Source organism: Cellulomonas sp. URHB0016 (assembly GCF_054057935.1).
Genome location: NZ_JBSRZU010000001.1, coordinates 4,208,869 through 4,235,189, shown reverse-complemented (window position 1 = coordinate 4,235,189; position 26,321 = coordinate 4,208,869). Strand labels below are relative to the sequence as shown.

Sequence of the window (26,321 nt, the reverse complement as noted above, 5' to 3'; positions counted from 1 at the left end):
GACGGACTCACCCTCGCGATCCCAGACGCCAACCGGCACCCGATCGGGTGGCCGCGCCGTCGAGCTCGAGCAGTCCCAGCGCGGCGCGCGCTTCACCTGCCGTGACCCCCGCCGAGGCCGCCACGGATACCAGGTCCGCAGGAACCCGGAGGGGCAGCGCCTCCAGGACGCGACGGGTCACGGCGTCCAGCCCGTCACCTGCGCGCGGCGGTTCGACAGGGTCGTCGATCAGGGCTGTACCCGCGGCCCCTGCCAGCTCGGCGACCTCGTCGGCGTCCGTCACGCACACAGCGACACCGTCGCGCAGGAGGCGGTGGCACCCCGCGGAGGCGGCCGACGTCACCGGTCCGGGGACGGCGCCCACGGGCCGAAGCAGCCGCGCCGCATGGTGAGCGGAGCTCATCGCCCCGGACCGCCACGCCGCCTCGACGACGACCGTGGCCCTGCTCCCCGCGGCGATGAGCCTGTTCCGCTGCAGGAATCTGCTCTTCGTCGGCAACCGCCCGGGCCCCAGCTCGGCCACGACGGACCCTCCACCGTCGAGGACCGCCGCGAACAGGCGCGCGTTGCCCGCGGGGTAGGCCCGGTCCACGCCTCCGGCGAGCACCACGCTCGTCGGACCGCCGGCGGCGAGCGACCCCCGGTGCGCTGCCGCGTCGATGCCATAGGCGCCGCCGGAGAGCACCGTGGCTCCACGCCGCGTCAGACCCTCGGACAGGTCGAACGCGACGCGTTCGCCATAGGTGGTCGCCGCCCTCGATCCCACGAGTGCCACGGAGCTCAGCCAGGCCCGGGCGATGTCCGTCGTCCCGCGCACCCACAGGCAGAACGGCCGCTCGTCGCCCAGGTCGTCCAGTCCCCTGGGCCAGTGCTCGTCCCCGGGGACGAGCACCGACCCGCCCAGCCGGGAGACTGCGTCGAGGTCCCGACCGGGATCCACGGTCGGCCACCGGGTCGCCCACCGGCGGACCGACCGCTCGAGCCGCTGCCGCTGCGCCGGCGGGAGCGGCCCGACCCTGTCCTCCAGCGGTCCCCAGGGGACCGGGGCGTCCCCGTCCCGCGAGAGCCGTAGCCACTGCCAGGCATCCACGGAGCCGATCGCGTCGACGAGCGCGCCTGCGACCCGGTCGCCGGGTTCCGCCAGTCCGCTCCACGCGACGCGCGCCACGCGCTCCGTGCCACTCTCCCGATCGGCCCGGTCGGCGCCGCTCATGCGCCGTGCCCACGGGTGCGCAGGAGGAGCGCCTGTCCGACGTCCGCCCGCGACGGTGCATGCCTGCCGGCGAGATCCGCGAGCGTCCATGCGACGCGCAGCACCCGGTCCACGCCACGCAGGCTCAAGGTGCCACGGTCGACGGCACGGTCGAGCTCGGTGGTGAGCGACCGGTCCGCTCCGAGCCGCGCCCGCAGCCAGCCGCCCGGAACTTCGGCGTTCGTCCTCCATGCGGTGCCGGAGAACCGTGCGGCCTGAGCAGCGCGGCAGGCCGCGACCCGCGCCGCGACGACCGCCGACGACTCCCCGGCGCTCCCGCCCGGTCTGGCGGGACCCAGCTCGACCTGCAGGTCCACCCGGTCGAGCAGCGGCCCGGACAGCTTGCCGAAGTACCGGCGACGCTGCTCGGAACGGCAGGTGCAGCCCAGAGCCTTGCCGACAGCCTTGCCGCAGGGGCACGGGTTCGCCGCGAGCACCAGCTGGAACCGGGCCGGGTACCTCGCGGCACCTGCCGCCCGGTGCAGCACCAGCTCGCCGTGCTCCAGCGGCTGCCTGAGCGTCTGCAGCACCGCCGTCGTGAACTCGGGGGCCTCGTCGAGGAACAGGACGCCTCGGTGCGCGCGGGACGCCGCCCCCGGCCGCGGCACCCCGGACCCGCCGCCGACGACGCTCGCGGGCGTCGCGGTGTGGTGCGGGTCCTCGAACGGCGGACGGCGCAGCAGTCCCGCGCCCGGGTCGAACGTGCCGGCCACCGAGTGCACCGCGGTCACCTCGACGGCGTCCGCCTCCGAGAGGTCGGGCAGCAGACCGGGCAGGCGTGCCGCGAGCATCGTCTTGCCGGTTCCCGGCGGTCCGACCATGAGCAGGTGGTGACCGCCCGCTGCGGCCACCTCGAGGCTCTGCCGGGCGTCCTCCTGCCCGACCACGTCGACCAGGTCGAGGTCGGGTCGCAGCGTCGAGGCCGCGTGGTCCGCGGCCACCGGCGTGACGTCCGGGACGTCGACGTCGGCGCCGTAGCCGGCCGCGACCTCCGCCAGGCTGTCCGCGCCGACCACCCTCGCCCCCGGCACGAGCTGTGCTTCCGACAGGTTCCCCCGAGGCACGACGACCCGCAGGTGGCCCGCGGCCACCGCGGCGGCGACGGCAGGCAGCACCCCACGGACGGGGCGGAGCCGGCCGTCGAGCCCGAGCTCGCCCAGGTGGACGACGCCCTCGGCTGAGGCCGGCTCGACGGCCCCGGCACCCGCGAGCATCGCCACCGCGATCGCCAGGTCGAACGTGGAGCCGGACTTCGGGAGTGTCGCCGGCGAGAGGTTCACGGTGATCCGGCGCTGCGGCCACGCGAGCCCGGACGACGACACGGCGGCCCGGACCCGGTCGCGGGACTCTGCGAGTGCGGCGTCGGGGAGGCCCACGAGCGTGAATGCCGGCAGTGACGGCGCCAGGTGCGCCTCCACGTCCACGACGTGCCCGCGCAGCCCCACCAGCGCGACGGCCAACGTCCGCCCCAGCGTCACTCAGACCACCCCGACGAGATGTTCGACGTGGGCGGCACCCTGTCGTGGCAGCAGCACCGCGATCACGTCGATCCGTACCGATGCCGGGCGGGTGTCGTGCGAGGCGAGCCACTCGGCGGCGAGCCTGCGGACGCGTGCGAGCTTGCGCGGCGTCACCGCCTCGGCCGGATGCCCGAACGCCGTCGACCGCCGCGTCTTGACCTCGACGACGACGAGCTCGTCGCCGTCGAGCGCGACCAGGTCCAGCTCACCGGCAGCGACCCGCCAGTTCCTGTCGAGCACCCGCCATCCCTGCGCCGACACGTGCGCCGCCGCCAGGTCCTCGCCGTACCGTCCTACTGCGTCCTTCGCCTGCACCGGACCACCTCCGGGCAGGACAGTCTCAGACGGAGCGGGGGCTCCGGGAAGCGCGGGGACGGCGCCGTGCATGCGATCGCATGGTCCTGGGCTGTGGACGGTTGGGCCGCTACCGAGCGAAGCCCGCGCTCCCACCGAGGTCCAGGTCCGCCTTGGCGAGCTCCTCGACGTTCACGTCCTTGAACGTCACGACGCGGACGGACTTCACGAAGCGGGCTGACCGGTACACGTCCCACACCCAGGCGTCGGCGAGGCTCAGCTCGAAGTAGACCTCGCCCGCGGCGGACCGCACCTGCAGGTCCACCTGGTTCGCGAGGTAGAAGCGGCGCTCCGTCTCCACGACGTAGGCGAACAGCCCCACGACGTCCCGGTACTCACGGTAGAGCGCGAGCTCCATGTCGGTCTCGTAGTTCTCCAGGTCCTCCGCGCTCACCGGGCCATCATCCCCCATGGGCCGCGCTCCGGTGGCGCAGCACAGCCTCCAGGAGCGCCGTCAGTCCGAGTCGACCGTGCCGGTCCGCTCCGCCACGGCGAGCGAGCCGGTTCCCAGGGCCTCGGCCTCCGTGTCGCACCCGGGCAGACGCCACGACCGACGGTGCAGCTCGCTCGGACCCAGCTCGCGCAGCGCTGCCAGGTGGACCGGCGACGCGTACCCCTTGTTCTCGTCCCACCGGTACGCGGGGTGGTACGTCGACAGGCCGACCATGAGGGCGTCCCGCTCGCACTTGGCAAGCACGCTGGCGGCCGCGACGCTGGCGCACGTCCGGTCCGCCTTGACGCGCGTCCGGACGCGAGGCGCCGACGACAGGGCGCACGACCCGGCCGTCGGCGGAGCCGCCTCCTCGACGGCCGTGAACAGGTCGACCACCGGCGCGGGCGGAGTCAGCCAGTCGTGCGACCCGTCGAGAAGCACGACGTCCACCCGACCGACGTTGTCGACCACCGCCGCCAGCGCACGCGTGCCGGCGAGCCGGAGCGCCGCGATGATGCCCAGCTCGTCGATCTCCGCGGCACTGGCATGACCCACCGCACGGGCAAGACCCCACCGGCCGAGCGCGGGCAGCAGGGCCGTACGCGCCGCCGGGGTGAGGAGCTTGGAGTCCGCGACACCGCGCGGGGCGGACCGCGTGCTCGCGTCCACGACGACGACGCCGACGCTGACCGGACCGGCGAGGGAGCCGCGGCCGACCTCGTCCATCCCCGCGACCAGGGTGGCCCCCTCGCGGAGCAGCACCCGCTCGTGCCGGAGGTGCGGTCCAGGGCGCGTCGCGCCGTCGGCGGCCGCCCGGGCGGTGGGGCTCGGGCGGGGCACCGCCCGACGCACGTCGTCCCGCTCGTCGGCCGTGCCGGGTCCGGCCGGGCCGACCGCCGGGGTCATTCCGGGTCGGGCACGTCCTCGAACGTGCCCGAGGGGTTGCGCAGCAAGGTCGCCCGGTCCAGCGGCCACACCGTGACGAAGGCGGTCCCCACGACGTTCTCGATCGGGACCGAGCCGCCCCCCGGCTTGAGCTGGTTCCAGCGTGAGTCGGCCGAGTGCTGCCGGTTGTCCCCCATGACCCACAGGCTGTCCGCCGGCACGACGACGTCGAACGCGATGTCGCTCGGCATCGCGCCGGGTGCGAGGTACGGCTCGTCGATGGCCTGGCCGTTGACGGTCACCGGCTCGCCGGGACCCGAGCACGCCACATGGTCGCCCGGCAGCCCGATGACCCGCTTCACGAGGTGCTCGCCCGCATCCTGGGGATAGAGGCCGACCCAGGTCAGCGCGTCGTTCAGCACCCGACGGGCACCGACCGCCTCCGCCTGACCACCGGGTGCGAGCCAGCCACCGGGATCCTTGAACACGACGATGTCGCCACGGCGCAGGTCGAACGGCCCCGGGGTGAGCTTGCTCACCAGGATGCGGTCGTCCTCGATCAACGTGTCGTGCATGGACGGGCTCGGGATGAAGAACGCCTGGACCAGGAACGTCTTGACGATGAGCGAGAGGACCAGTGCGCTCACCAGGATGATGACCGTCTCGCGGAGCATCGACATGGCGCCGCTGCGCGGCTTCGCCTCGGCATGCCGGTGGGACTCCGACCGGCGCGACCGCCGGGAGCCCGACCCTTCCCCCTCTGCCGGCGCCGCAGGTGCCGGGCCGTCGTCCGGGACGGTCGCCGACGGCTCGGAGCCCTCCGGGCCGGAGCCCGCGACGGTCGGCCAGGTGAAGGGCCTCGTCGGGTCCTCGATGTCCTCGGACGGGCGCTCGATCACCCGCACACTCTCGCACGCGGGCGCGGTCCTGGGGTAACGAACCGGCATGCGACACCGCCCAGGACGGACATTCACAGAAAGGCGACGGGCGGCCACCCGGAGGTGACCGCCCGTCGGACGCGCAGGAAGGCTCAGGCCTTCTTGGCGGGGATGCTCTCGCGCTTCTCCTTGATCTTGGCCTTCTTGCCACGGAGCTTGCGCAGGTAGTAGAGCTTCGCACGGCGCACGTCACCACGGGTGACGACCTCGACCGAGTCCAGAGTCGGGGAGTGCACGGGGAACGTGCGCTCGACGCCGACCTGGAAGCTGATCTTGCGAACCGTGAACGTCTCGCGGACGCCGTCGCCCTGGCGGGCGATGACGACACCCTGGAACGCCTGGATGCGGGAGCGGTTGCCCTCGACGACCTTGACGTTGACCTTCAGCGTGTCCCCGGGCCGGAAGTCCGGGATGTCGTTGCGCAGCGATGCTGCGTCGAGCTGGTCGAGCGTGTGCATGGTGTGTCGCTTCCCCGCCCTGCCACAGGTCAGGAACGTCGTCGAGGACGCCGCGGCATCAGCGTGCGGGCGTCCTGTGGTCTGGTCCGGTGCGTTCGGGGACACGTCCTGGACGTTTCCTGGACCTGTCCCCGGTGGTCGTAGGTCGTCTCCCCTGTGGCAGAGACGCGGCCGGCGCGCACCAACGGGCAAGTCTGCCACAGCTGGGACCCGCGCCACCAATCGCTCGCGGCCCCGGAACCCGGGGCGCAGTCACAGGGCGGAGGAGTCAGGACGCCGGACCGACGAGCCTGCCGTCCTGAGCGACCCAGCCGAGCTCACCCAGCGTCGCGAGGTCATGGCGGTCGAGGGTCGCGACATCGAGCGCCGCGACGAGGTCCGGCCGGCGCGCCACCGTGCGACGGAGGGCCTCGTCGCGCCGCCACCGGGCGATCCGTCCGTGGTGGCCGGACAGCAGCACCTCCGGCACGCCGAGTCCCGCCCACTGCGGCGGCTTCGTGTAGACGGGGTACTCGAGGAGCCCTGCGGCTCCGTGCGACTCCTCCACGAGCGACTCCGGGTTGCCGACGACACCGGGCAGCAGGCGCGCGACCGCCTCCACGAGCACGAGCGCCGCGACCTCCCCGCCGTTGAGCACGTAGTCACCGATGGAGTACTCGCTCACGCGGACGCCCGGGCGCGAGCGGTAGTGCTCGACGACGCGCGCGTCGATGCCCTCGTACCGGCCGCAGGCCACGACCAGGTGCTGCTCGGCCGCGAGCCGCTCGGCGGATCTCTGGGTCAGGACGGGGCCCGTGGGCGTCGGCACGAGCAGATGGGCGCCGTCGTCGAGGACAGCGTCCAGCGCTGTGCCCCACACGTCGGGCCGCATGACCATGCCGGCACCACCCCCGAACGGCGTGTCGTCGACCGTGCGGTGCCGGTCCGTCGTCCAGTCGCGCAGGTCGTGCACCCGCAGCTCCAGCAGGCCGGCGGCCCGCGCCTTCCCGACGAGCGAGAGGTCCAGGGGTGCGAGGTAGTCAGGGAAGATCGAGACCACGTCGACGCGCACGTCAGTCCTCGGTGCCGTTCCGGGACCCGGGTCCGGGCTCGCCGCGAGTCTCCTCCGAGACCACGAGGTTCGCCGCGTCGGACGCGAGGAGCCCGCCCGGGGGGTCGAGCACGACGCGACCACCGGGAACATCGACGACCGGCACGATGGCACGCACGAACGGGACCAGGGTGCGAGCACCGTCCGGCTCGCGCAGCACCAGCACGTCCTGCGCGGGGAGGTGCTCCAGGCCCACGATCTCGCCGAGGACACGACCGTCGACCCCTTCCGCGCGCAGCCCGGCGAGCTCGTGCGGGTACCAGGCGTCGTCCTCGTCGTCCGGCATCTCCTCGGCGACGAGCTCGACGCCGCGCAGCGCTTCCGCGGCCGTCCGGTCGGCGACCTCGTCGAACGTGACGTACCAGCGCCCCTGCTGGCTCCGGGTCGAGGACACGGTGAGCGGTCCGGCACCGGCGGGCTCCGTCTGGATCCGGGCACCCACCACGAACCTGTGCTCGGGGGCGTCGGTCCGCAGGTCGAGCGCGACCTCCCCTCGCAGACCGTGGGCGCGGCCGATCCTCGCGACGGTGAGCAGCATGGGGATCCTCTCAGGGACGTGCGGAATGACGGCGAAGGCCCGGCCCCACGTGACGGGGGCCGGGCCTTCGAGAAGCCTCGACGGGTGGTGCCCGTCAGCGGCGGTCGACGTCCACGACGTCGATGCGGACCGCGCCGTCCGGCGACAGGGCACCGACCACCGTGCGCAGAGCACGGGCGGTGCGACCACCACGCCCGATGACGCGACCGAGGTCCTCGGGATGCACGCGCACCTCGAGGAGCTCGCCACGACGCAGGGACGAGGCGTTGACCCGCACGTCGTCCGGGTGGTCGACGATGCCCCGCACCAGGTGCTCCAGCGCGTCGGCGAGCATCAGGCCTGCTCGTCCTCGGTGGCCTCGGGCTCGGCCGGGGCCTCGACGGCAGCGGCCTTCTTCTCCGACGCCTTGGCCTTGACCTTCTCGGCGTCGGCGGCGGCAGCCTCGATGGCGGCCTTCGGGTCGACCTTGTCGCCCTTGCGGCGCAGGGTGCCCTCCTGGCCGGGCAGGTTCTTGAACTTCTGCCAGTCGCCCGTGATCTTGAGGAGCACGGCGACCTGCTCGGTCGGCTGCGCGCCGACGCCGAGCCAGTACTGGGCCCGGTCGGAGTTGACCTCGATGAACGAGGGCTCCTCGGTGGGGTGGTACTTGCCGATCTCCTCGATCACGCGACCGTCGCGCTTGGTGCGCGAGTCGGCGACGACGATGCGGTAGTACGGCGCACGGATCTTGCCGAGACGCTTGAGACGGATCTTGGTGGCCACGGTGTGGTCTTCTCCTGAGGTCTGCTGAGGTGGCCTCGCAGCGCTGGCCCCGTGGGGTGGGGCGCGCCGGTCTGGCCGAGGACACGGTGGGCACAGGTAGAGGGGCTGCGGTCCGCCGGGTACAGCGGACCATTGTGCCAGACGACGGGCGTCACCCCTAACCTGCGCGAAGCCCCCGTCGTCCGACAGCTCGCGGGCGCTCGCCCATGACAAGGAGAGGGTGCGGGTGGCGCCCATCGACACGGGGACCGCCGAGGGCTGATCGGCGTCAGGCGACCCGACGACCGCGCAGGACCACCGCAGCCGGTCGGGCCAGGGCGGCGATCCGTTCTCGGGGGTCGGCGTCCAGGACGACGAGGTCCGCCGACGCGCCCTCGACGAGCCCGTCGACGCCGAGCCACGCACGGGTTCGCCAGCTGGCGGCAGCCACGACGTCGCGGTCGGGAATCCCTGCGCGGACCAGCTCCGTCGCTTCGTCCGCGATCCGGCCGTGGCTGATCGTGCCGCCCGCGTCCGTCCCGACGAGCACCGGGACGCCCGCCTCGTGCAGGCTGCGCACCAGCTCGTACCGGTGGGCGTGCAGGGCGCGCATCCGGGCGGCGAACCTCGGGTACCGCTCGGCACCCTGGGCGGCGATCGCCTCGAACTGGGCGATCTGCAGCAGCGTCGCCGTGACCGGGACGCCCGCCGCAGCGATCCGGTCGACCTGGTCCGGGGTCGCGCCCGTCGCGTGCTCGAGACAGTCGACGCCGGCGTCGAGGAGGTCGTCGAGCGCCTCGGTCGCGAACGTGTGCGCGGTGACCCGGGCCCCGGCCTCGTGGGCCGCGGCGACCGCGTCGCGCAGGACGTCACGCGGCCACAACGGGCGCAGGTCGCCGTCGGCGCCGAGGTCCCGGTCGATCCAGTCGGCGACGAGCTTGACCCAGCCGTCGCCGCGCGCGGCCTCCTCGCGCACGGCGTCGGACAGGGCGTCGACGGACGTGAGCTCGCGCCCGTAGTGCCGCAGGTACCGCTTGGGCAGCGCCAGGTGACGTCCGGCGCGGATCAGGCGCGGCAGGTCGTCGCGGTCGTGCACCCAGGCGGTGTCCGCGGGCGAGCCCGCGTCCCGGACGAGCAGCACCCCCGAGTCGCGGTCGGCCAGCGCCTGCTTCTCCGCGGTGCCGTCGTCGACGGGCCCGTCGGCGGCGAGCCCGATGTGGCAGTGCACGTCGACCAGGCCGGGCAGCACCCAGCCCTCGAGGACACCGGTGACCGGGGCGGACGGGCGCGTGAACGTCAGCCGGTCCCCCACCACCCACGCCTCGCCCACCTCACGGTCGTCGTCGACGACGACCGTGCCACGCAGGTGCAGGACGGCCACCGCTCAGCGACCGAGGAACTTGTCCAGCCCGGCCGGGAGCTTCAGCGCCGACGGGTCCACCTCGGCGGGCTCCGGCGGGGCACCGATGCCGAACGCCGAACCCGGCGCGCTCGTCGGCGCGGCCGCGGAGCGGTCGAGGGCGGCGCGCTCCTGCTCGGCGCGACGGGCCGGGTTGCCGGACTTTCCCTTGGCACGCTTGGCGGGGGCCGCCTGACGACCGCGCGACTTCTTCCCGACCCCCGGCAGGCTGCCCATGCCCGGCATGCCCGGCATCGCACCGCCCTTGGCCATGTGGCGCATCATCTTCTGCGCGCTGTCGAAGCGCTCGATGAGCTGGTTGATGTCCGTGACGGTGGTACCGGAGCCCTGGGCGATGCGCGAGCGGCGCGACCCGTTGATGATCTTCGGGTTGTGCCGCTCGGCGGGCGTCATGGACTGGATCATGGCCTCGATGCGGTTGACCTCGCGCTCGTCGAAGCTGTCGATGGCCTCCCGCATCTGGCCCATGCCCGGGAGCATCCCGAGCATGTTCTTCAGCGGACCCATCTTGCGCAGCTGCTGCATCTGCACGAGGAAGTCCTCGAGCGTGAAGTCCTGCCCGGCCGCGATCTTGCCGGCCATCTTCTCGGCCTGCTCGCTGTCGAACGCCTTCTCGGCCTGCTCGATGAGGGTCAGCACATCGCCCATGTCAAGGATGCGCGACGCCATGCGGTCCGGGTGGAACACCTCGAAGTCGGTGAGCTTCTCACCGGTGCTCGCGTACAGGATCGGCTTCCCGGTGACCGACGCGACCGAGAGCGCCGCACCACCGCGGGCGTCGCCGTCGAGCTTCGACAGCACGACGCCGGTGAAGCCGACGCCGTCGGCGAACGCCTGCGCCGTGGTGACCGCGTCCTGGCCGATCATCGCGTCGATCACGAACAGGATCTCGTCGGGCTCGACCGCGTCACGGATGTCCGAGGCCTGGCGCATGAGCTCGGCGTCGACGCCGAGGCGGCCTGCCGTGTCGACGATGAGGACGTCGTGCTGCTTGGTCCGGGCGGTCTCGAGGCCCTGGCGGGCGACGGCAACGGGGTCCGCGCCGAACGGCATGACGTCGTCGGAGCCCTGGTTGCCCGGGTGCGGCGCGAACACCGGCACGCCGGCCCGGTCGCCGACCACCTGGAGCTGCGTCACGGCGTTCGGCCGCTGGAGGTCGGCCGCCACGAGCAGCGGGGTGTGGCCCTGCGATCTGAGGTGCAGCGCGAGCTTGCCCGCGAGCGTCGTCTTGCCGGCACCCTGCAGGCCCGCGAGCAGGATGACGGTGGGCGGGCGCTTCGAGAAGGTCAGCGGACGCGTCTGGCCGCCCAGGATCCCGACGAGCTCCTCGTTGACGATCTTGACGACCTGCTGGGCCGGGTTCAGCGCGCCCGACACCTCGGCGGACAGCGCACGCTCCCGGACCGCACCCGTGAACGAGCGGACGACCGGGACCGCCACGTCCGCGTCGAGGAGCGCACGACGGATCTCGCGCACGGTCGCGTCGATGTCCGCCTCGGACAGACGGCCCTTGTTGCGCAGGTTCTTGAAGGTCGACGTCAGTCGGTCGGACAGGGTGGCGAACACCGGACGGTCCTCACAGCTCAGGGATCACGGACGGTCCAGGGTACCTGCCAGCGCACGGCGGGCCCGTGCGGCGAGGTCGTCGACGAGCGTCCCGCGCCAGGCGCTCCACGCCGCAGGTCCGGCCGCCGACGCGTCCGCCTCGGTGAGGGCACGCAGCACCTCGAGCAGGTCGACACGATGGTCCACCGCGTCGAGCAGCCTCGCCAGCGTCGCAGGGTCGTCGGGGTCAGCCGTCGTCGCGAGGTCGACGAGCGTGAGGTGCTCCCGGACCAGCCTGGCCACGTCCGCCGCGACCTCGTCACCGAAGCCCATGCGCAGCACGATCGGCCCGGCGAGCCGGGCACCTTCGACCGAGTGGTCGCCCGCGCCGGCGCGCTTGCCGATGTCGTGCAGCAAGGCTGCGAGCAGGAGCGTGTCCCCGAGCGCCACCTCTCGCCGCACCCGCCCGGCCCGGGCCACCGTCTCGACGAGATGGCGGTCCACGGTGTGCCGGTGCACAGGAGAGCGCTGCGGCCGGTTGCGGACGGCCGCCCACTCCGGGATCCAGGTAGTGACGACTCCTGCGAGGTCCAGCGCCTCCCAGATCGGCACCTGCGACTGTTCGGAGCCGAGCACCTGCAGCAGGTACGTCCGGGCGACCTTGGGCCACGGCGTCGGCAGCGGCGGTGTGGCCGTCAGGCTCGCGACGGTGACCGGCGAGAGGGCCAGGCCTGTCCGGGCCGCGGTGGCCGCGGCACGCAGCGACAGCAGCGGGTCCTCGGCGGGCCGAGCGTCGACGGCCAGCACGATCTCGCCGTCGTGCTCCACGAGGTCCTCCGCGATCGCCCGGAGCCGGGGCGCCGTCCGGCGCCCGCGCACCAGCACCGGCTTGCGCGCCGGCCGCTGCAACGCCTGACGGGCGTTGCGGGCCGTCGTGTCGAGGGCGTACGAGATGACGCGCCCCGCCTCCGCGATGCTCGCCAGGAGGTCGTCGCGGTCGTCGAACCCGACGAGGGCCGCGACCTCGTCCTGGTCGGCGAGCAGCAACCGGTTCGTGTGCCGCCGGCTCGCGACCTGGACCGTGTCGCGCACGTCGAGCAGGTGGGCGTAGGCGCTGTCGACGGCGCCGTGCGGACGGTCCGTGAGCCAGGTCGCCGCCAGGGCGCTCAGGACGACCGCGTCGCGGATCCCGCCACGGGCCTCCTTGAGCTCGGGCTCGAGCAGGTAGGCGAGCTCGCCGTGGCGGTCCGCGCGCTGGCGGGTGGACGCGAGGAGCTCCGGCAGCCGTCGCCGAGCGGCGTCCCGCCAGTCCTCCAGGAGGGCGGATCTGGCGCGCGCGATCACGACGGCGTCGCCCGCGACCGGCTGCAGGTCGAGGAGACCGACCGCCGCCGGCAGGTCCTTGGACGCGACCTGCCGGCACTGCGCGAGCGACCGCACCGAGTGGTCGAGGTCCAGGCCGGCATCCCAGATGGGGTACCAGAGCCGCTGGGCGATCGCCTGGAGCTGCTCGGGCGGGTGCCCTCGCCCTTCGTGCACGAGCAGGAGGTCCAGATCGCTCACCGGGCTGGCGTCGCCGCGTCCGATGCTGCCGACGGCACCGAGCGCCACGCCGGCGACGTCCTCCCCTCGCGTCGCCTCGTCCCAGAGCTCGCCGAGGCGCTTGCGCACGAGGTCGACCACGGCTGTGCGTCGGGCGACGCCGTCCGAGTGTGGGCCCGACAGCAGGGCGGCGAGCTCGAGCCGTTCGACGCGGAGGTCCCGCACCCCCGTGATGGCGGGGTGCGGGACCTCCGGCGATCCGTGCTCGGCCGCGCCCCCCGCGGGCGGCCGTTGCTGTGTCATGTGGTGCGTGCGACCGTCCCGGTCAGAGGGCGTCGTCGCCGTGCTCACCGGTGCGGACGCGAGCCACGTCCTCGACCGGCACGACCCAGACCTTGCCGTCGCCGATCTTCCCGGTCTGCGCCGCCTTGATGAGGACCTCCGTGACCCCGTACGTGTCCTCGTCGGCCACCAGCACGTCGATCCTCACCTTCGGCACCAGGTCGACGGTGTACTCCGCACCCCGGTACACCTCGGTGTGCCCGCGCTGCCGGCCGTAGCCGCTCGCCTCGCTCACCGTCAGACCTCGCACTCCGGCGGCCTCGAGGGCCGACTTCACGTCATCCAGCCGGTGCGGCTGGATGACCGCCGTCACGAGCTTCGTCATCAGTTCACCTCCGTCAGGACCCGGGAACCGTCCAGGGTCTCGTACGCCGTCTCGCCGTGCACTGCCAGGTCGATGCCGGAGACCTCGTCCTCCTCGCTCACCCGCAGGCCCGTGATGGCCTTGATGATGGTGCCGATGACGTACGTCAGCACGAAGGAGAACACGACCGCGATCGCGGCGACCAGGATCTGCGTGACGAGCTGGGTCGCACCGCCGCCGTAGAAGAGGCCGTTCTGCGCGCCGTCCGGGTACCAGCCCCCCTGCTTGTTCGTCGCGAGGAGCCCGATGAGGACCGTGCCGGTGATGCCACCCACCAGGTGGACGCCGACCACGTCGAGCGCGTCGTCGAAGCCGAACTTGAACTTCAGGCCGACGGCCAGGGCGCAGACCGCACCGGCGATCGCACCGATCGCGATCGCACCGAAGGAGTCGACCGCCGCAGCCGCCGGGGTGATGGCCACCAGGCCGGCGACGACGCCCGAGGCGGCACCGAGCGACGTGGCGTGCCCGTCACGGATCTTCTCCGTGATGAGCCAGGTGAGCATGGCGACGCAGGTGGCGACGAAGGTGTTGATCCACGCGCGGCCCGCGGTGCCGTCGGCGGCGAACTCCGAGCCGGCGTTGAAGCCGAACCAGCCGACCCACAGGAGCGCGGCGCCGAGCATGACGTAGGGCAGGTTGTGCGGGCGGATCGGGGACGTCGGCCAGCCCTTGCGCCGGCCGAGCAGGATCGCGAGGGCGAGGCCGGCCGCACCGGCGTTGATGTGCACGACGGTGCCACCGGCGAAGTCGATCGGGGTGGAGAGCCACTCGGAGACCTTGCCGCCGACGCCGAGGAAGCCGCCGCCCCACACCATGTGGGCGAGCGGGAAGTAGACCGCGGTGACCCAGACCACCGTGAAGGCGATCCAGCTGCCGAACTTGATCCGGTCGGCGATCGCGCCGGAGATCAGCGCCACGGTGATCACGGCGAAGGTGGCCTGGAACGCGACGGCGACGAGCGCGGGGACGCCGGATGCCGCCATCAGGCTCTTGTCGTCGGTGAGGCCGACCAGGCCGAAGTACTCGAACGGGTTGTCGACGAACTGACCGATGCCGGTGGTGCTGCCACCGAAGGTCATCGAGTACCCGTACAGGATCCAGACGAGTCCGACGGTCCCGACCGCGATGAAGTTCATCATCAGCATGTTGAGGACCGACTTGCCGCGGACCATCCCGCCGTAGAAGAACGCCAGGGCCGGCACCGTCATCATGAGGACGATCACGGACGAGATGAGCATCCAGGCCGTGTTGCCGGTGTCCAAGGTGAAGTCAGGCATTGCTCGCTTCTCCACTCTCCGACCGGGCGGCCGGACGGGACAACAGTCGGGGAGGCGAGTTACTCGCGTGCACGTGGGCCGTTACGGGCGTGTGACAAGGCGCACGTCCGTGTAAACAGTCCGTTTCGCACTGGGCGGACGTCCAACCGCTCGGCCCGTCCCGTTGCCTTCGCGGACGTGGGTTCAGGCCCCGAGGATCCCGTCGACGAACTCCTCGGGGTCGAACGGAGCGAGGTCGTCCGGGCCCTCGCCGAGACCGACGAGCTTGACCGGCACGCCGAGCTCGCGCTGGACGGCCACGACGATGCCGCCCTTGGCCGTGCCGTCGAGCTTCGTCAGGACGATGCCGGTCACGCCGGCGACCTCGCCGAACACGCGCGCCTGGTTCAGGCCGTTCTGCCCGGTGGTCGCGTCGAGCACCAGCAGCACCTCGGCGAGCGGCGCCTCGCGGGTCAGGACCCGCGTGATCTTGCCGAGCTCGTCCATGAGACCCGCCTTGTTCTGCAGCCGGCCCGCGGTGTCGACCAGCACGACGTCGACCCCCTCGGCCCGGCCCTGCCGGGCGGCGTCGAAGGCCACCGCCGCCGGGTCTGCGCCGTCGCGGTCGGACCGCACGGTGTGCACGCCGACACGCGAGCCCCACGTCTGGAGCTGGTCGGCCGCCGCGGCGCGGAACGTGTCCGCGGCACCGAGCAGCACGGTGCGGTCCTCGGCCACGAGGACGCGGGCGAGCTTGCCGACCGTCGTGGTCTTGCCGGTGCCGTTGACGCCGACGACGAGCACGACCGCCGGGACGTGCGACCCGTCCGCCGCTGTCGACGGGGAGGTGTGCAGCGTGCGGTCCAGCGACGGGTCGACGAGCGCGAGCAGCTGCTCGCGGAGCAGGTCGCGGACCTGCCCGGGCTCGCGGAGCCCTTCGACGCGGACGCGGGTGCGCAGCGCCTCGATGAGGTCCTGCGTCGGTCCCGCGCCGACGTCGGCGAGGAGCAGCGTCTCCTCGAGCTCGTCCCAGTCGTCCTCGGTGAGGTGGTCGCGGGACAGGACGGCGAGCAGGCGCGCGCCGAGCGGGGAGCCCGACCGGGCGAGCCGCCCACGCAGGCGGGCCAGGCGGCCGGCGACCGGTGCCGGCGTCTCGAGGGCGGGCTCGACAGCCGCCTCCGAGGGTGCCTCCGTCGCCGGGGACGCTTCCACCGGGGCGGGGGTGCTGGTGGGTGCGGGCGGTGCCTCGGCGGTCCGCGGCTGATCGAGCACGTCGGTGGCGGTGCCGGTCGGTCCTGCGGGCCCGGTCGGCCCCTCCGGACCGATGCCGTCCCCGGACCGTCGTCGGACGACGGCGGTGACGACGGTGACGGCGAGGGCGATCGGCACACCGGCCGCGAGCAGCCAGGTCAGGGTGTCGGGGTTCACCGGGACAGTGTCTCGTCCGTGCGGGCGCCCGCGCGAGCCGGTCCGCGGTCCGTCGCGGAGCGGGCGGCCGCCTGAGCCGGGCCCCGAGCGGGAGCGACGTGCGGGCGCCCAGGTGCCGCGTGCGCGCAGCCGGAGGCGCCGCGGCGGGTCAGCGCCTGCGCCAGGCGCTCAGCTGCGGCGCGGGAGCGGCAGGACGCGGGCGGCACGCTCGCGAGCGCGGTGCAGGGTGGCGCCCAGCTCCTCGACGTCCAGGTATGCGGAGCCGCGGTCGGTGGTGGCGTTCAGGAACTCGTCGAGGGACACGTCGACGGGCTCGGCCGACGCGGCCACCGCCGCCTCGCGCTGCTCCTCGTCGGGATGCCGACGCGCCGAGAGCCCTGCCTGGAAGGTGCGCAGCGGGCTGCGCCGGTGCTCCTCCGGTGCACGGCCGCCGACCGCGCTCGCGACGAGGAGCACGGCGGCGGCGACGATGAGGGCGACGAGGACTGCGGCGAGAACGGGCACGCGACCAGTCTCTGCCGTGCCACGCACCGCGGCATCGTGACCCACCCGTCCGCCCGTCAAGCCGCACACAATCTCCACAACGGGACCGGCTCGTCAGACGGCGGCGTCCTCGCGCATGCGCTGGCTGATCACGGTGGTGACCCCGTCGCCACGCATGGTCACGCCGTAGAGGGCGTCGGCGATCTCCATCGTCCGCTTCTGGTGGGTGACGACGATGAGCTGGGAGTCCTCCTGCAGCTCGCGGAAGAGCTCGAGCAGGCGGCCGAGGTTCGCGTCGTCGAGCGCCGCCTCCACCTCGTCCATCACGTAGAACGGGCTGGGCCGGGCCTTGAAGATGGCGACCAGCATCGCGACGGCGGTCAGCGAGCGCTCGCCGCCCGACAGCAGGGACAGTCGCTTGACCTTCTTGCCGGCGGGACGCGCCTCGACGTCGATGCCGGTCGTGAGCATGTTGTCCGGGTCCGTGAGCACGAGCCGCCCCTCACCGCCCGGGAACAGGCGGGGGAACACGACGTCGAACGCTGCGGCAGTGTCCCGGTACGCCTCGGCGAACACCTGCTCGACGCGTTCGTCGATCTCCTTGACGATCTCCAGGAGGTCCAGGCGGGACTTCTTGAGGTCGGCGAGCTGCTCGGTGAGGAACTGGTGGCGCTCCTCCAGGGCGGCGAACTCCTCCAGGGCGAGCGGGTTGACGCGACCGAGCAGCGAGAGGCCACGTTCCGCGGCGCGCAGCCGCTTCTCCTGCTGCTCGCGCACGTACGGCACCGCGGTCGGGGCGTCGGGGTCCACGGCGGCCCCCGGTGGGTGCACGACGGGGACGTCCCGGTGGGGACCGAACTCCTCGAGCAGCACAGCGGGGTCGAGCCCGAGCTCCTCGACGGCGCGGGCGTGCAGCTGCTCGATCCGCAGCCGCTGCTGCGTGCGCGCGACCTCGTCGCGATGTGCGACGTCCGTGAGCCGCCCGAGCTCCGTGGCACGCGCGTCCGTCTCGGCGCGCGTGGCCGCGATGAGCGTGTCCCGTTCGGTGCGCGCCTGCTCGGCCGCGTCCCGCTCGGCGGACGCCCGGCGCAGCGAGTCCTCGAGCGTCGTGAGCGCGTGCTGGGCCCCGTCCCGCACCGCCAGGGCGACGGTCACCTGACGCGCACGGGCCTGCTCCCGCTCGGCCGCCTTCTCGCGCGCGACCCGCTCCGCGCGGGCGGCCCGCTCGAGGGACTCGGCCCGGCCGGACAGGGCGCGTGCGCGTTCCTCGCTGGTACGCAGCGTCAGCCGCGCCTCGGTCTCGCGGGCCCGTGCGCCGGTCGCCAGCTCCGCGAGCCGGTCCCGACGGGCACCGCCCTCGACGATGGCGGCCTCGCTGTCCGCCGGCTCGACCTCGGCGGCGGCCAGCCGTGCCGTCAGCTCGGCGAGATCTGCCGTGTCCTGCTCCAGGGTGCGGGAGGCCGCCTCGAGGGTCACCTGCACGCGCTCCGCCTCGGCGCGGGCCGCACGAGCCGTGGAGCCCAGGTGGCCGAGCTGCTCGGCCACGGCGGCGAGCGCCGCGTCGGACTCGTTGAGGCGTTCGAGCGTCGCCTCGTACGCGGTGCGGGCCGCGGCCTGCGCCTGGGCGGCCGCCTCGATCTCGAAGCGCAGCCGGGACGCCGTGTCAGCCGCCTCCTGGGCGCCGGTGCGGGCCTGGTCGAGTGCCGCCTGCAGGTGCAGCGCGCTTGGCGCGGTGGCCGACCCGCCCGAGGCACGGTGGCGGGACAGCACGTCACCCGTGCGGGTCGCGACGACGAGGTCCGGCCGGGCCGCCACGAGGGCCCGCGCGCCGGCGAGGTCGTCGACGACCACCACGTCCGCGAGCAGCATCTCGACGGTCGACCGGACGTGTGCCGGGGCGCGGACGAGGTCCGCCGCACGGTCGGCCCCGTCCGGGAGCGGCGGCCTCGGTGCGGCGAGGTCGGCTCCCGCGACGAGCAGCGTGGCGCGGCCCGCGTCCTCGGTGCGCAGGTACCGGAGCGCGTCCACCGCGGCGTCCACGGACTCGACCGCCACCGCGTCGGCGGTCGCACCGAGGGCCGCCACGATCGCCTCCTCGTCGCGGGGGTCCACCTGCAGCAGCGCGGCGACCGAACCGATGGTCCCCACCAGCCCGTCGGCCGCGAGCAGCGCACCGGCGCCGTCCTTGCGCAGCAGGCTCAGCTCGAGCGTCTCGGCCCGCGACGCGAGGGCGGACCTGTCCTGGTCCGCGGCGGCGAGCCGCTCCTGCAGCGACGCCAGGTGCCCGGTCGCCGCGTCGAGGGCCTCCACGGCGGCCTCGTGCTCCGCGTCGAGACCCTCCTCGCCCTCCTCGACACCAGCCACCTGCGACTCGAGCGCCGTGAACCGGGTCGCCGCCTCCTGGCCTCGCTGCTCCGCGGCGGCGAAGGTCTCCCTGAGGCGGCCGAGCTCCGCCTGCGTGGCCTCGACCCGGCTGCGCCGTGCGGCGACCTGACCAGCGAGCCGCGCGACGCCCTCGCGGCGGTCGGCGGCGCCGCGCAGCGCGCTCGCCAGGTCCTTCTCGGCGGCCGCCGCTTCCTGCTCCGCCTCGTGGCGCAGCGACACCGCCGCCTCCAGGGCCGCCCGGGCGAGCTCCACCTCGGCCGCCAGCTCGGCCTCCGCGGCGCGGACCCGCTCGGCCTGCCGGGCCAGGTCGTCGGGATCGGAGCCACCGGACCGCTCCGCTCCCGCGGAGCCCAGCAGCCGCACGCGGTCGGCGGCGAGGGAGGACGTGCCGCGGAGCCGCTCGCGCAGCGACGACAGCCGGTACCAGACCTCGCTCGCCTCGCTCAGCGCGGGGGCGGCCTCGGCCGCCTGCCGTTCGAGCGTCGCGAGCAGCGCCCGCTGCTCGGTGAGGAGCCGCTCGACCCGTTCGCGCTCCGCGAGGACGGCCGTCTCGTCGGCGATCTCCTGCTCGAGCGTCGCCGTGAGCTGGGCGAGGTCGTCGGCGAGCAGCCGGGCACGGGCGTCACGGAGGTCGGCCTGCACGACTGCCGCCTTGCGGGCGACCTCGGCCTGCCGTCCGAGCGGCCCGAGCTGGCGCCGGATCTCCCCCGTGAGGTCGGACAGTCGCGTGAGGTTGGCCTGCATGGCCTCGAGCTTGCGGAGCGCCTTCTCCTTGCGCTTGCGGTGCTTGAGGACACCGGCGGCCTCCTCGATGAACCCACGCCGCTCCTCGGGCGTCGCCCGCAGCACCGCGTCGAGCTGGCCCTGGCCGACGATCACGTGCATCTCGCGGCCGAGGCCCGAGTCAGACAGCAGGTCCTGGATGTCGAGCAGCCGGCACCCCTGGCCGTTGATCGCGTACTCGGAGCCACCGCTGCGGAACAGCGTCCGCGAGATGGTGACCTCGGAGTACTCGATGGGGAGGGCACCGTCGGCGTTGTCGATCGTGAGCGACACCTCGGCTCGACCGAGCGGCGGCCGACCGGACGTCCCGGCGAAGATGACGTCCTCCATCTTGCCGCCGCGCAGCGACTTGGCGCCCTGCTCCCCCATCACCCAGGCGAGCGCGTCGACGACGTTGGACTTGCCCGAGCCGTTGGGGCCGACCACGCAGGTGACACCCGGCTCGAAGTTCAAGGTGGTCGCCGAGGCGAACGACTTGAACCCCCGCAGGGTGAGGGTCTTGAGGTGCACCCGCGAAGCCTATGGCGCGGACAGGGCGCCGCCCGGGAGGCCCACCCGCTCGGCGGTGCGGCCGTCGGGACGTGTCAGAGCGCGGGGAACCAGAGGGCGATCTCGCGGGCCGCGGACTCCTCGCCGTCCGAGCCGTGGACGAGGTTCTGGAGGACCTTGAGCCCCCAGTCGCGCGCCAGGTCGCCCCGGATGGTGCCGGGCGGCGCGACGGTCGGGTCGGTCGCGCCCGCGAGCGAGCGGAAGCCCTCGATGACCCGGTGGCCCTCGACGACGAGCGCGAGCACCGGGCCCGAGCGCATGAACTCGACGAGCGGCGTGAGGAACGGCTTGCCGGCGTGCTCGGCATAGTGCTCGGCGAGCAGCGCCTCGTCGGCCTCGCGGAGCTCCGCCGCGACGAGCGAGTAGCCCTTGGCCTCGATCCGGGCCACGATCTGGCCGACCAGGCCGCGGCGGACCCCGTCGGGCTTGACGAGGACGAGGGTGCGCTGGGGGGCGGTTGCGTCAGTCATGGCGTCACCCTAACGGGCGGTCCGTGAACGTCCCGTGACCGTCCGGCGGCCGTCAGGCGCCGGGGTGGGCCGCGTCGAAGTCCGCCCGCTCGCGGTCGATTCGGCCGCCGAGCCGCAGGGCGACGACCCACAGCACGACGAACACCACACCGACCACGAACATCATCGGCACGGCGAAGCCGCCGGCCAGCACCAGCACCTGGGCCACCGAGCCGGCGACGTAACCACCCGGGCGCGACACGAACCCGGACAGCAGCACGAGCAGGATCGTCAGCCCCCCGCCGACCCACCAGACGGTGGCCACGTCGGCGACCCGCAGGCCGTACGCGACGAGCGTCGCGAAGAACACCAGCACCGCCTCGAGCACGAGGATGGCCTGCGTGAACTGCGGCTTCGCGGGTCGCTTGCGGCGCACGGCCGGCGGGGTCGAGCTCATCGGTCCAGGCTACCGGCGGGCCGCCACGTCCCCGTCCGCGAGGCCGTCGTCGGCGCGGTCGCCGCCGCGGTCGTCGTCCGGGGCTCCGTGCGGCACCGGGACGAGCAGCCCGTCGTCGTGCGCGGCGTCGTGCGGACGGCCGAGGGCGTGGTCCTCGAGCTCCTCGTGCAGCGCCGCGGAGACCTCGTCGACGACGACATGGTCCTGGGCGGTCGCGCCGGGTGCGCCGGTGCCGTCCGCGGCGAGCGCCTCGCCGCGCGCCACCATGCCGGCGACGTCGGAGAGCTTGACCTCCCGCAGGAAGACCGCCAGGACCACGCCGACCACGATGAGCGGCACGAGGTACCAGAACGCCGGGGCGAGAGCATCGGTGAACGCGTCGACGACACCCTTGCGCATCGGCTCGGGCAGCTGCTGGACGGCCGCGGGCGTCAGGCCCGACGCCTCCCCGGAGCTCCCCGCAGGAGCACCGGCGAACACGTCCGCCAGACGCTCCGCGAGCCGCGACGTGAACATCGTGCTGAACAGCGCCGTGCCGACGGCCGCGCCGATCTCACGGAAGAAGTTGTTCGCGCTGGTCGCCGTGCCGATCTCGTGCGGGTCCACGGAGTTCTGCACCGCGAGCACGATCGTCTGCATGACGAGGCCCATGCCGGCGCCGAGGACGAAGATCATGGCCCCGAAGAGCCACATCGACATGTCGCCGGTGATCTGGGTCAGCCACGCGACGCCGGCCGTCGTGACGGCCAGGCCGACCACCGGGAACGCCTTGTAGCGGCCGGTCCTGGTGATCGCCACGCCCGACCCGATCGCGGTGATCATGACGCCGACCATCATCGGCAGCATGAGGAAGCCGGACTCCGTGACACCGGCGCCGGTCGACATCTGCAGGAACGTCGGCAGGAACGCGAGCGCGGAGAACATGCCCATCCCGAGGATGAGCCCGATGGCCGTCGCGATCGTGAACGTCGGGTTGCGGAACAGACGCAGCGGCAGGATCGGCTCCTCCGCACGCAGCTCGACCATGATGAACGCCGCGATCGCCACGAGGGTGCCGCCCACGAGGGTCAGCAGGCCCGGGCTGGTCCAGTCGTAGCCGGTCTCACCGGTCCAGCTGCTCCAGCTGGTGGTGAGCACGAGCCCGGACGTGCCGACGACGAGGAAGAAGATGCCCGGGACGTCGATCTTGCGGCCCGAGCGGTGGCTGGGGAGCTTGAGCGCGAACCACGCGACGGCGAACGCCGCGATGCCGACGGGGATGTTCAGCCAGAAGCACCAGCGCCAGTCGGCGTGCTGCGTGAACAGGCCACCGAGCAGGGGGCCGACGACGGCCGCGATGCCGAACAGGGCGCCCATCGGGCCCATGTACTTGCCCCGCTCCTTCGCGGGGACGATGTCCGCGATGATGGCCTGGGACAGGATCATGAGGCCGCCACCGCCGAGGCCCTGGATGCCGCGGCCGGCGACGAGCCAGCCGAACGAGCCGGCGAACCCGGCGACGGCCGAGCCGACGATGAACAGCGCGACGGCGACGAGGAACGGCCAGCGCCGCCCCCAGAGGTCGCCGAACTTGCCGTACAGCGGCATGACGATCGCGATCGCCAGGATGTAGGCGGTGACGACCCACCCCTGGTGCTCGACGCCGTCGAGCTCGCCGACGATGGTCGGCATCGCGGTGCCGACGATCGACTGGTCGAGCGACGACAGGAACATGCTCGCCATGAGGGCGCCGAAGATCAGCCAGACGGTGCGGGGCGTGAGGACGATGAGCGGCTTGTCGGGCGCGCTCGTGTCCGGGACGGTGGCGGTGGCCATGCGGGATCCTTGCGTGGTGGGGGACGAGTACGGGGAGGTCGGTGCGGTCGGTGCCGGTCAGTCGCTGAGGAGGCTGCGCAGCTCGCGCACGACGGACGCCACGTGGTCGGGCGCCCGGCCCTGACCACCGGAGGCGTCCCAGCGCATGAAGGTGGCATGCGTGAGGAACATCGCGAACGCGGCGACGACCTCCGGCGGCTGGCCGGGCCGGTCGCCGAGCCGGCGCTCGACGAGGTCGACGAGCTGGCCCTTGTGCTGCTCCATCCAGGCGAGGTGCTTGGCCAGCAGGCGCGGCTCACGGCTCGCGAGCTCCAGCGCGCGGCCGAGGCGGTCACGGCCCATGGGCGGGTCGTCGAGGACGGCGGCGACGAGCTGCTCGAGGTCCGCGAGCAGGTGCCCGGTCGGGCCGCCGGCCGCGAACTCGTCCGCGGCCTCGGTCCGCAGGGGCCACGGCGTGTGGCCGAGCACCGCGTCGTCCTTGGAGTCGAAGTAGTTGAAGAAGGTGCGGACCGAGACGCCGGCGGCGTCGCAGATGTCTTCGACGGTCACGGCGTCCAGGCCGTCACGCTCGACGAGCCGGTGCGTGGCGTCGATGAGCGCCTCCCGACGGGCGCGCTTCTTGCGTTCGCGCAGGCCGAGTGGGCCGCCGAGCTCGGTGAGCGTGGGGCGCTCCTCCTGGTCGGCGGCGTCGACGGACGCACGGATCTCCTGCACGAGGTGCAACATTACACCGCGTGCAAGTTTGCACGAGGTGCAAACTGGACATGCGCCCAAGATCACCCGGGGACATCACGAGAGGATCACGCCGGCTCGGCGCCCGCCCGGGTGTCAGACCTCGCCGAAGCCCTCGTGGACGGCAGCCAGCAGTGCGTCACATGCCTCGGTCGCCTGCGGACCCTCCGCCTCGACCCGGAGCTCGGCCCCCTGCGTCGCGCCCAGCTTCATGAGCTCGAGCACGCTCGCGGCGTTCGCGCCGTTGACCCGGACCTTGGCGTCGTACGCCGCCAGCATCCGGGCCACGATCGCCGCCGGCCTCGCGTGCAGCCCCAGCGGGTTGCGCAGCGTCGCGGTGCCACGCACCACCCCGTCGTCGTCCGAGCCCTCACCGGCGGGCTCACGCACGCCGTCCGTGCCGAACATGGTGCCCGCGTGCTCCGCGGCGGCGACCACCCGGTCCAGGTCCGCTCCGCCGTGCGCCGTCACCGCAGCGGCGACGGCGCCCTCGACGAAGGGGGCGTCGGCGATCCGCACCCGTGCGGCGACGTCGGGATCCGCCAGGTCGAGCACCGACTCGGCCGTCAGCACGGCGGACCCGAGATCCGTCAGGACCACCGCCGACCGGCCGTCGGCCACCGCCCGCCGCACGGCCGCCTCGACCGCGTCGAAGCTCGTGCCCAGACCGTCGTCCTCGGTGCCACCCGCGGCGAGCAGCAGCACCCCCGGCGCCATCTGACCCGCGAGCTCGGCAGCACCTTCGGCCAGCACCCGCGAGTGCGACACGAGCACGAGTGCGACAGGGGCGGGATCGCGCTCGCTCACGCGGCCGCCCGTGCCGCGGCCTGCAGGATGAGCTCCGTCGAGCGGGCGCCCGGGTCGAGGTGGCCCGCGGAACGCTCCCCCAGATAGCTGGCCCGGCCCTTGGTGGCCACCAGCGGGATCGTCGCCCGTGCACCGTCGGCCGCCGCCCGCGCCGCCGCCGCCAGGGCCTGTGCGGGCGACGCGCCCTCGCCCGAGGCCACGGCGGCCGCCTCGGACGCCGGTGCCCATGCGTCGACCATGGTCTTCTCACCGGCGTGCGCCTTGCCGCGCACCACGATGCCTTCGAGCGCAGCCTCGAGCAGGGCGACCACGCCGTCCGTGTCGAGCTCGGGCACGGCCGTGGCTCTCGCCGCCCGGAGGAACGCCGTGCCGTACAGCGGCCCCGCCGCACCGCCCACGGTGGACATCAAGGTCGTCGCGACCAGCTTGAGGACGTCACCGATCTCCGCCGGCGGCTCCTCGAGCGCGTCGAGCTTGGCCACGACCGCCGTGAACCCGCGGTTGAGGTTCTCGCCGTGGTCGCCGTCGCCGATCTGCCGGTCGAGCTCCACGAGCTCGTCCCGGTGCTCGGCGACCGCCTGCGCGGAACGCCGGACCCAGTCGACCGCCCACGCCACGTCCAGCGTCATGCCACGCTCCCTCGCCCGTCGTCGACCGGCCCCGTCGTCACCAACGGAGGGCGGTCGTGTGCACGGGCGCGTCCCACAGGGCCGTCAGCTCGTCGTCCAGCCGAAGCACGGTGACCGACGCGCCCTGCATCTCCAGTGATGTCACGTAGTTGCCGACCAGCGAGCGGGTGACCTCGACCCCGCGCTCGGAGAGCAACGCGCGTGCCCGACGATAGACGACGTACAGCTCCGAGGCAGGCGTGCCGCCCATGCCGTTGACGAACAGCAGCACACGCTCGCCGCCGGACAGCCCCAGGTCGTCCGCGACCGGGGTGAGCAGCATCTCCGTGATCTCGTCGGCGCCGGCGAGCGGGATGCGACGACGGCCCGGTTCACCGTGGATGCCGATGCCGATCTCCAGCTCGTCCTCGGGCAGGTCGAAGCTCGGCCTGCCGGCGTGCGGGACGGTGCAGGCGGTCAGGGCCACGCCCATCGACCGGACGTTCGCGATGACCTTCTCGGCGACGGCGACGACGGTGTCGAGGTCGTCCCCACGCTCGGCCGCCGCACCCGCGATCTTCTCGACCGCGACCGTGCCGGCGACTCCCCGACGGCCCGCGGTGTAGAGCGAGTCCTCGACGGCGACGTCGTCGTTGACGACCACCGACCGGACCGTGACGCCCTCGGCCTCGGCGAGCTCGGCGGCGGTCTCGAAGTTCAGCACGTCGCCCGTGTAGTTCTTCACGATGGCGAGGACGCCCCGCCCGCCGTCGGCGGCCTGGAGCGCCGGGGCGATCTGGTCCGGCGTCGGTGACGTGAACATCGCCCCCGGGACGGCCGCGTCGAGCATGCCGACACCCACGAACCCGCCGTGGAGCGGCTCGTGACCGCTGCCGCCGCCGCTGACGAGCCCGACCTTGCCCGCCGTCGTGCCACCGGCCCGCGCGACGAACGGCGGGTCCGTGCGGACCGTCACCAGGTCGGCGTGCGCCGCCGCGAAGCCCTCGAGGGACTCGGCGACGACGTGCTGCGGGTCGTTGATGAGCTTCTTCACGCTGGTTCCCTCTCTCCGGGCTCCCCTGCGAAGCCGTCGGGACGACGACGTCGCCCCGACGTACCTCACCCTCACGGGGGGCCACAGGGG

The 26,321-nt window shown here is 73.5% G+C and carries 26 protein-coding genes; all 26 read right to left on the bottom strand.

Translation table 11 applies throughout. The annotated features are described in order from the left end of the window. Positions 1–7: 7 nt before the first annotated feature. Positions 8–1,168: a DNA-processing protein DprA gene (dprA, locus tag ACVW07_RS19445; RefSeq protein WP_456820839.1), complete on the bottom strand. Its 1,161-nt coding sequence runs from the start codon at positions 1,166–1,168 to the stop codon at positions 8–10. Between the two features lie 41 nt (positions 1,169–1,209). Further along, positions 1,210–2,730, bottom strand: coding sequence for a YifB family Mg chelatase-like AAA ATPase (locus tag ACVW07_RS19440; protein WP_456820838.1), 1,521 nt, complete (start codon positions 2,728–2,730; stop codon positions 1,210–1,212). Beyond that, entirely contained in the window at positions 2,731–3,087 is a 357-nt protein-coding gene (locus tag ACVW07_RS19435) for a YraN family protein (RefSeq protein ID WP_456820837.1), read from the bottom strand. A gap of 109 nt (positions 3,088–3,196) precedes the next feature. Next, the gene (locus ACVW07_RS19430; protein ID WP_456820836.1) at positions 3,197–3,520 is read right to left on the bottom strand and encodes a DUF2469 domain-containing protein; all 324 of its coding nucleotides are present in this window, start codon (positions 3,518–3,520) and stop codon (positions 3,197–3,199) included. Positions 3,521–3,580: 60 nt separating this feature from the next. Further along, positions 3,581–4,465, bottom strand: a complete 885-nt coding sequence (locus ACVW07_RS19425) for a ribonuclease HII (RefSeq protein ID WP_456820835.1) — start codon at positions 4,463–4,465, stop codon at positions 3,581–3,583. Continuing rightward, positions 4,462–5,343, bottom strand: coding sequence for a signal peptidase I (lepB, locus tag ACVW07_RS19420; protein WP_456820834.1), 882 nt, complete (start codon positions 5,341–5,343; stop codon positions 4,462–4,464). The genes ACVW07_RS19425 and lepB overlap by 4 nt, the downstream gene beginning before the upstream one ends. A gap of 131 nt (positions 5,344–5,474) precedes the next feature. Next, positions 5,475–5,840: a 50S ribosomal protein L19 gene (rplS, locus tag ACVW07_RS19415; RefSeq protein ID WP_456820833.1), complete on the bottom strand. Its 366-nt coding sequence runs from the start codon at positions 5,838–5,840 to the stop codon at positions 5,475–5,477. Between the two features lie 268 nt (positions 5,841–6,108). Then, positions 6,109–6,891, bottom strand: a complete 783-nt coding sequence (trmD, locus tag ACVW07_RS19410) for a tRNA (guanosine(37)-N1)-methyltransferase TrmD (RefSeq protein ID WP_456820832.1) — start codon at positions 6,889–6,891, stop codon at positions 6,109–6,111. Position 6,892: 1 nt separating this feature from the next. Further along, on the bottom strand, positions 6,893–7,468 hold the full coding sequence (gene rimM, locus ACVW07_RS19405; protein ID WP_456820831.1) for a ribosome maturation factor RimM: 576 nt from the start codon (positions 7,466–7,468) through the stop codon (positions 6,893–6,895). Between the two features lie 94 nt (positions 7,469–7,562). Then, complete coding sequence (locus ACVW07_RS19400; protein WP_203754940.1) at positions 7,563–7,802, bottom strand: RNA-binding protein; 240 nt, start codon at positions 7,800–7,802, stop codon at positions 7,563–7,565. Next, positions 7,802–8,230, bottom strand: a complete 429-nt coding sequence (gene rpsP, locus ACVW07_RS19395) for a 30S ribosomal protein S16 (RefSeq protein ID WP_456820830.1) — start codon at positions 8,228–8,230, stop codon at positions 7,802–7,804. Before rpsP ends, ACVW07_RS19400 begins: the two co-directional genes overlap by 1 nt. 268 nt (positions 8,231–8,498) lie before the next feature. Beyond that, positions 8,499–9,590 carry an amidohydrolase family protein gene (locus ACVW07_RS19390; RefSeq protein ID WP_456820829.1) on the bottom strand — a complete coding sequence of 364 codons (1,092 nt, stop codon included), beginning with the start codon at positions 9,588–9,590 and terminating at the stop codon, positions 8,499–8,501. Positions 9,591–9,593: 3 nt separating this feature from the next. Beyond that, positions 9,594–11,195 (bottom strand): signal recognition particle protein, encoded by a 1,602-nt coding sequence (gene ffh, locus ACVW07_RS19385; RefSeq protein WP_456820828.1) that lies wholly within the window; start codon positions 11,193–11,195, stop codon positions 9,594–9,596. A 24-nt stretch (positions 11,196–11,219) separates the two neighbouring features. Further along, positions 11,220–13,019, bottom strand: coding sequence for a [protein-PII] uridylyltransferase (locus ACVW07_RS19380; RefSeq protein WP_456820827.1), 1,800 nt, complete (start codon positions 13,017–13,019; stop codon positions 11,220–11,222). Between the two features lie 22 nt (positions 13,020–13,041). Beyond that, positions 13,042–13,383, bottom strand: coding sequence for a P-II family nitrogen regulator (locus ACVW07_RS19375; protein ID WP_456820826.1), 342 nt, complete (start codon positions 13,381–13,383; stop codon positions 13,042–13,044). Further along, entirely contained in the window at positions 13,383–14,702 is a 1,320-nt protein-coding gene (locus ACVW07_RS19370) for an ammonium transporter (RefSeq protein WP_456820825.1), read from the bottom strand. The genes ACVW07_RS19375 and ACVW07_RS19370 overlap by 1 nt, the downstream gene beginning before the upstream one ends. A 183-nt stretch (positions 14,703–14,885) precedes the next feature. After that, positions 14,886–16,109 (bottom strand): signal recognition particle-docking protein FtsY, encoded by a 1,224-nt coding sequence (gene ftsY, locus ACVW07_RS19365; RefSeq protein ID WP_456820824.1) that lies wholly within the window; start codon positions 16,107–16,109, stop codon positions 14,886–14,888. Between the two features lie 168 nt (positions 16,110–16,277). Then, the gene (locus tag ACVW07_RS19360; RefSeq protein WP_456820823.1) at positions 16,278–16,613 is read right to left on the bottom strand and encodes a hypothetical protein; all 336 of its coding nucleotides are present in this window, start codon (positions 16,611–16,613) and stop codon (positions 16,278–16,280) included. 93 nt (positions 16,614–16,706) lie between these two features. Next, on the bottom strand, positions 16,707–20,270 hold the full coding sequence (gene smc / locus ACVW07_RS19355) for a chromosome segregation protein SMC (RefSeq protein WP_456820822.1): 3,564 nt from the start codon (positions 20,268–20,270) through the stop codon (positions 16,707–16,709). Between the two features lie 74 nt (positions 20,271–20,344). After that, entirely contained in the window at positions 20,345–20,779 is a 435-nt protein-coding gene (ndk, locus tag ACVW07_RS19350) for a nucleoside-diphosphate kinase (protein ID WP_456820821.1), read from the bottom strand. 52 nt (positions 20,780–20,831) lie between these two features. Next, positions 20,832–21,215 carry a DUF4233 domain-containing protein gene (locus ACVW07_RS19345; protein WP_456820820.1) on the bottom strand — a complete coding sequence of 128 codons (384 nt, stop codon included), beginning with the start codon at positions 21,213–21,215 and terminating at the stop codon, positions 20,832–20,834. A gap of 9 nt (positions 21,216–21,224) precedes the next feature. Then, a complete protein-coding gene (locus ACVW07_RS19340; RefSeq protein WP_456820819.1) occupies positions 21,225–23,030 on the bottom strand; it encodes an MDR family MFS transporter in 1,806 nt (601 codons plus the stop codon). 57 nt (positions 23,031–23,087) lie between these two features. Next, positions 23,088–23,756: a TetR/AcrR family transcriptional regulator gene (locus ACVW07_RS19335; RefSeq protein WP_456820818.1), complete on the bottom strand. Its 669-nt coding sequence runs from the start codon at positions 23,754–23,756 to the stop codon at positions 23,088–23,090. Between the two features lie 102 nt (positions 23,757–23,858). After that, positions 23,859–24,569, bottom strand: coding sequence for a dihydroxyacetone kinase phosphoryl donor subunit DhaM (dhaM, locus tag ACVW07_RS19330; RefSeq protein ID WP_456820817.1), 711 nt, complete (start codon positions 24,567–24,569; stop codon positions 23,859–23,861). Next, the gene (gene dhaL / locus ACVW07_RS19325) at positions 24,566–25,198 is read right to left on the bottom strand and encodes a dihydroxyacetone kinase subunit DhaL (RefSeq protein WP_456820816.1); all 633 of its coding nucleotides are present in this window, start codon (positions 25,196–25,198) and stop codon (positions 24,566–24,568) included. The genes dhaM and dhaL overlap by 4 nt, the downstream gene beginning before the upstream one ends. 37 nt (positions 25,199–25,235) lie before the next feature. Beyond that, positions 25,236–26,231, bottom strand: a complete 996-nt coding sequence (gene dhaK, locus ACVW07_RS19320) for a dihydroxyacetone kinase subunit DhaK (protein ID WP_456820815.1) — start codon at positions 26,229–26,231, stop codon at positions 25,236–25,238. Positions 26,232–26,321 lie beyond the last annotated feature (90 nt).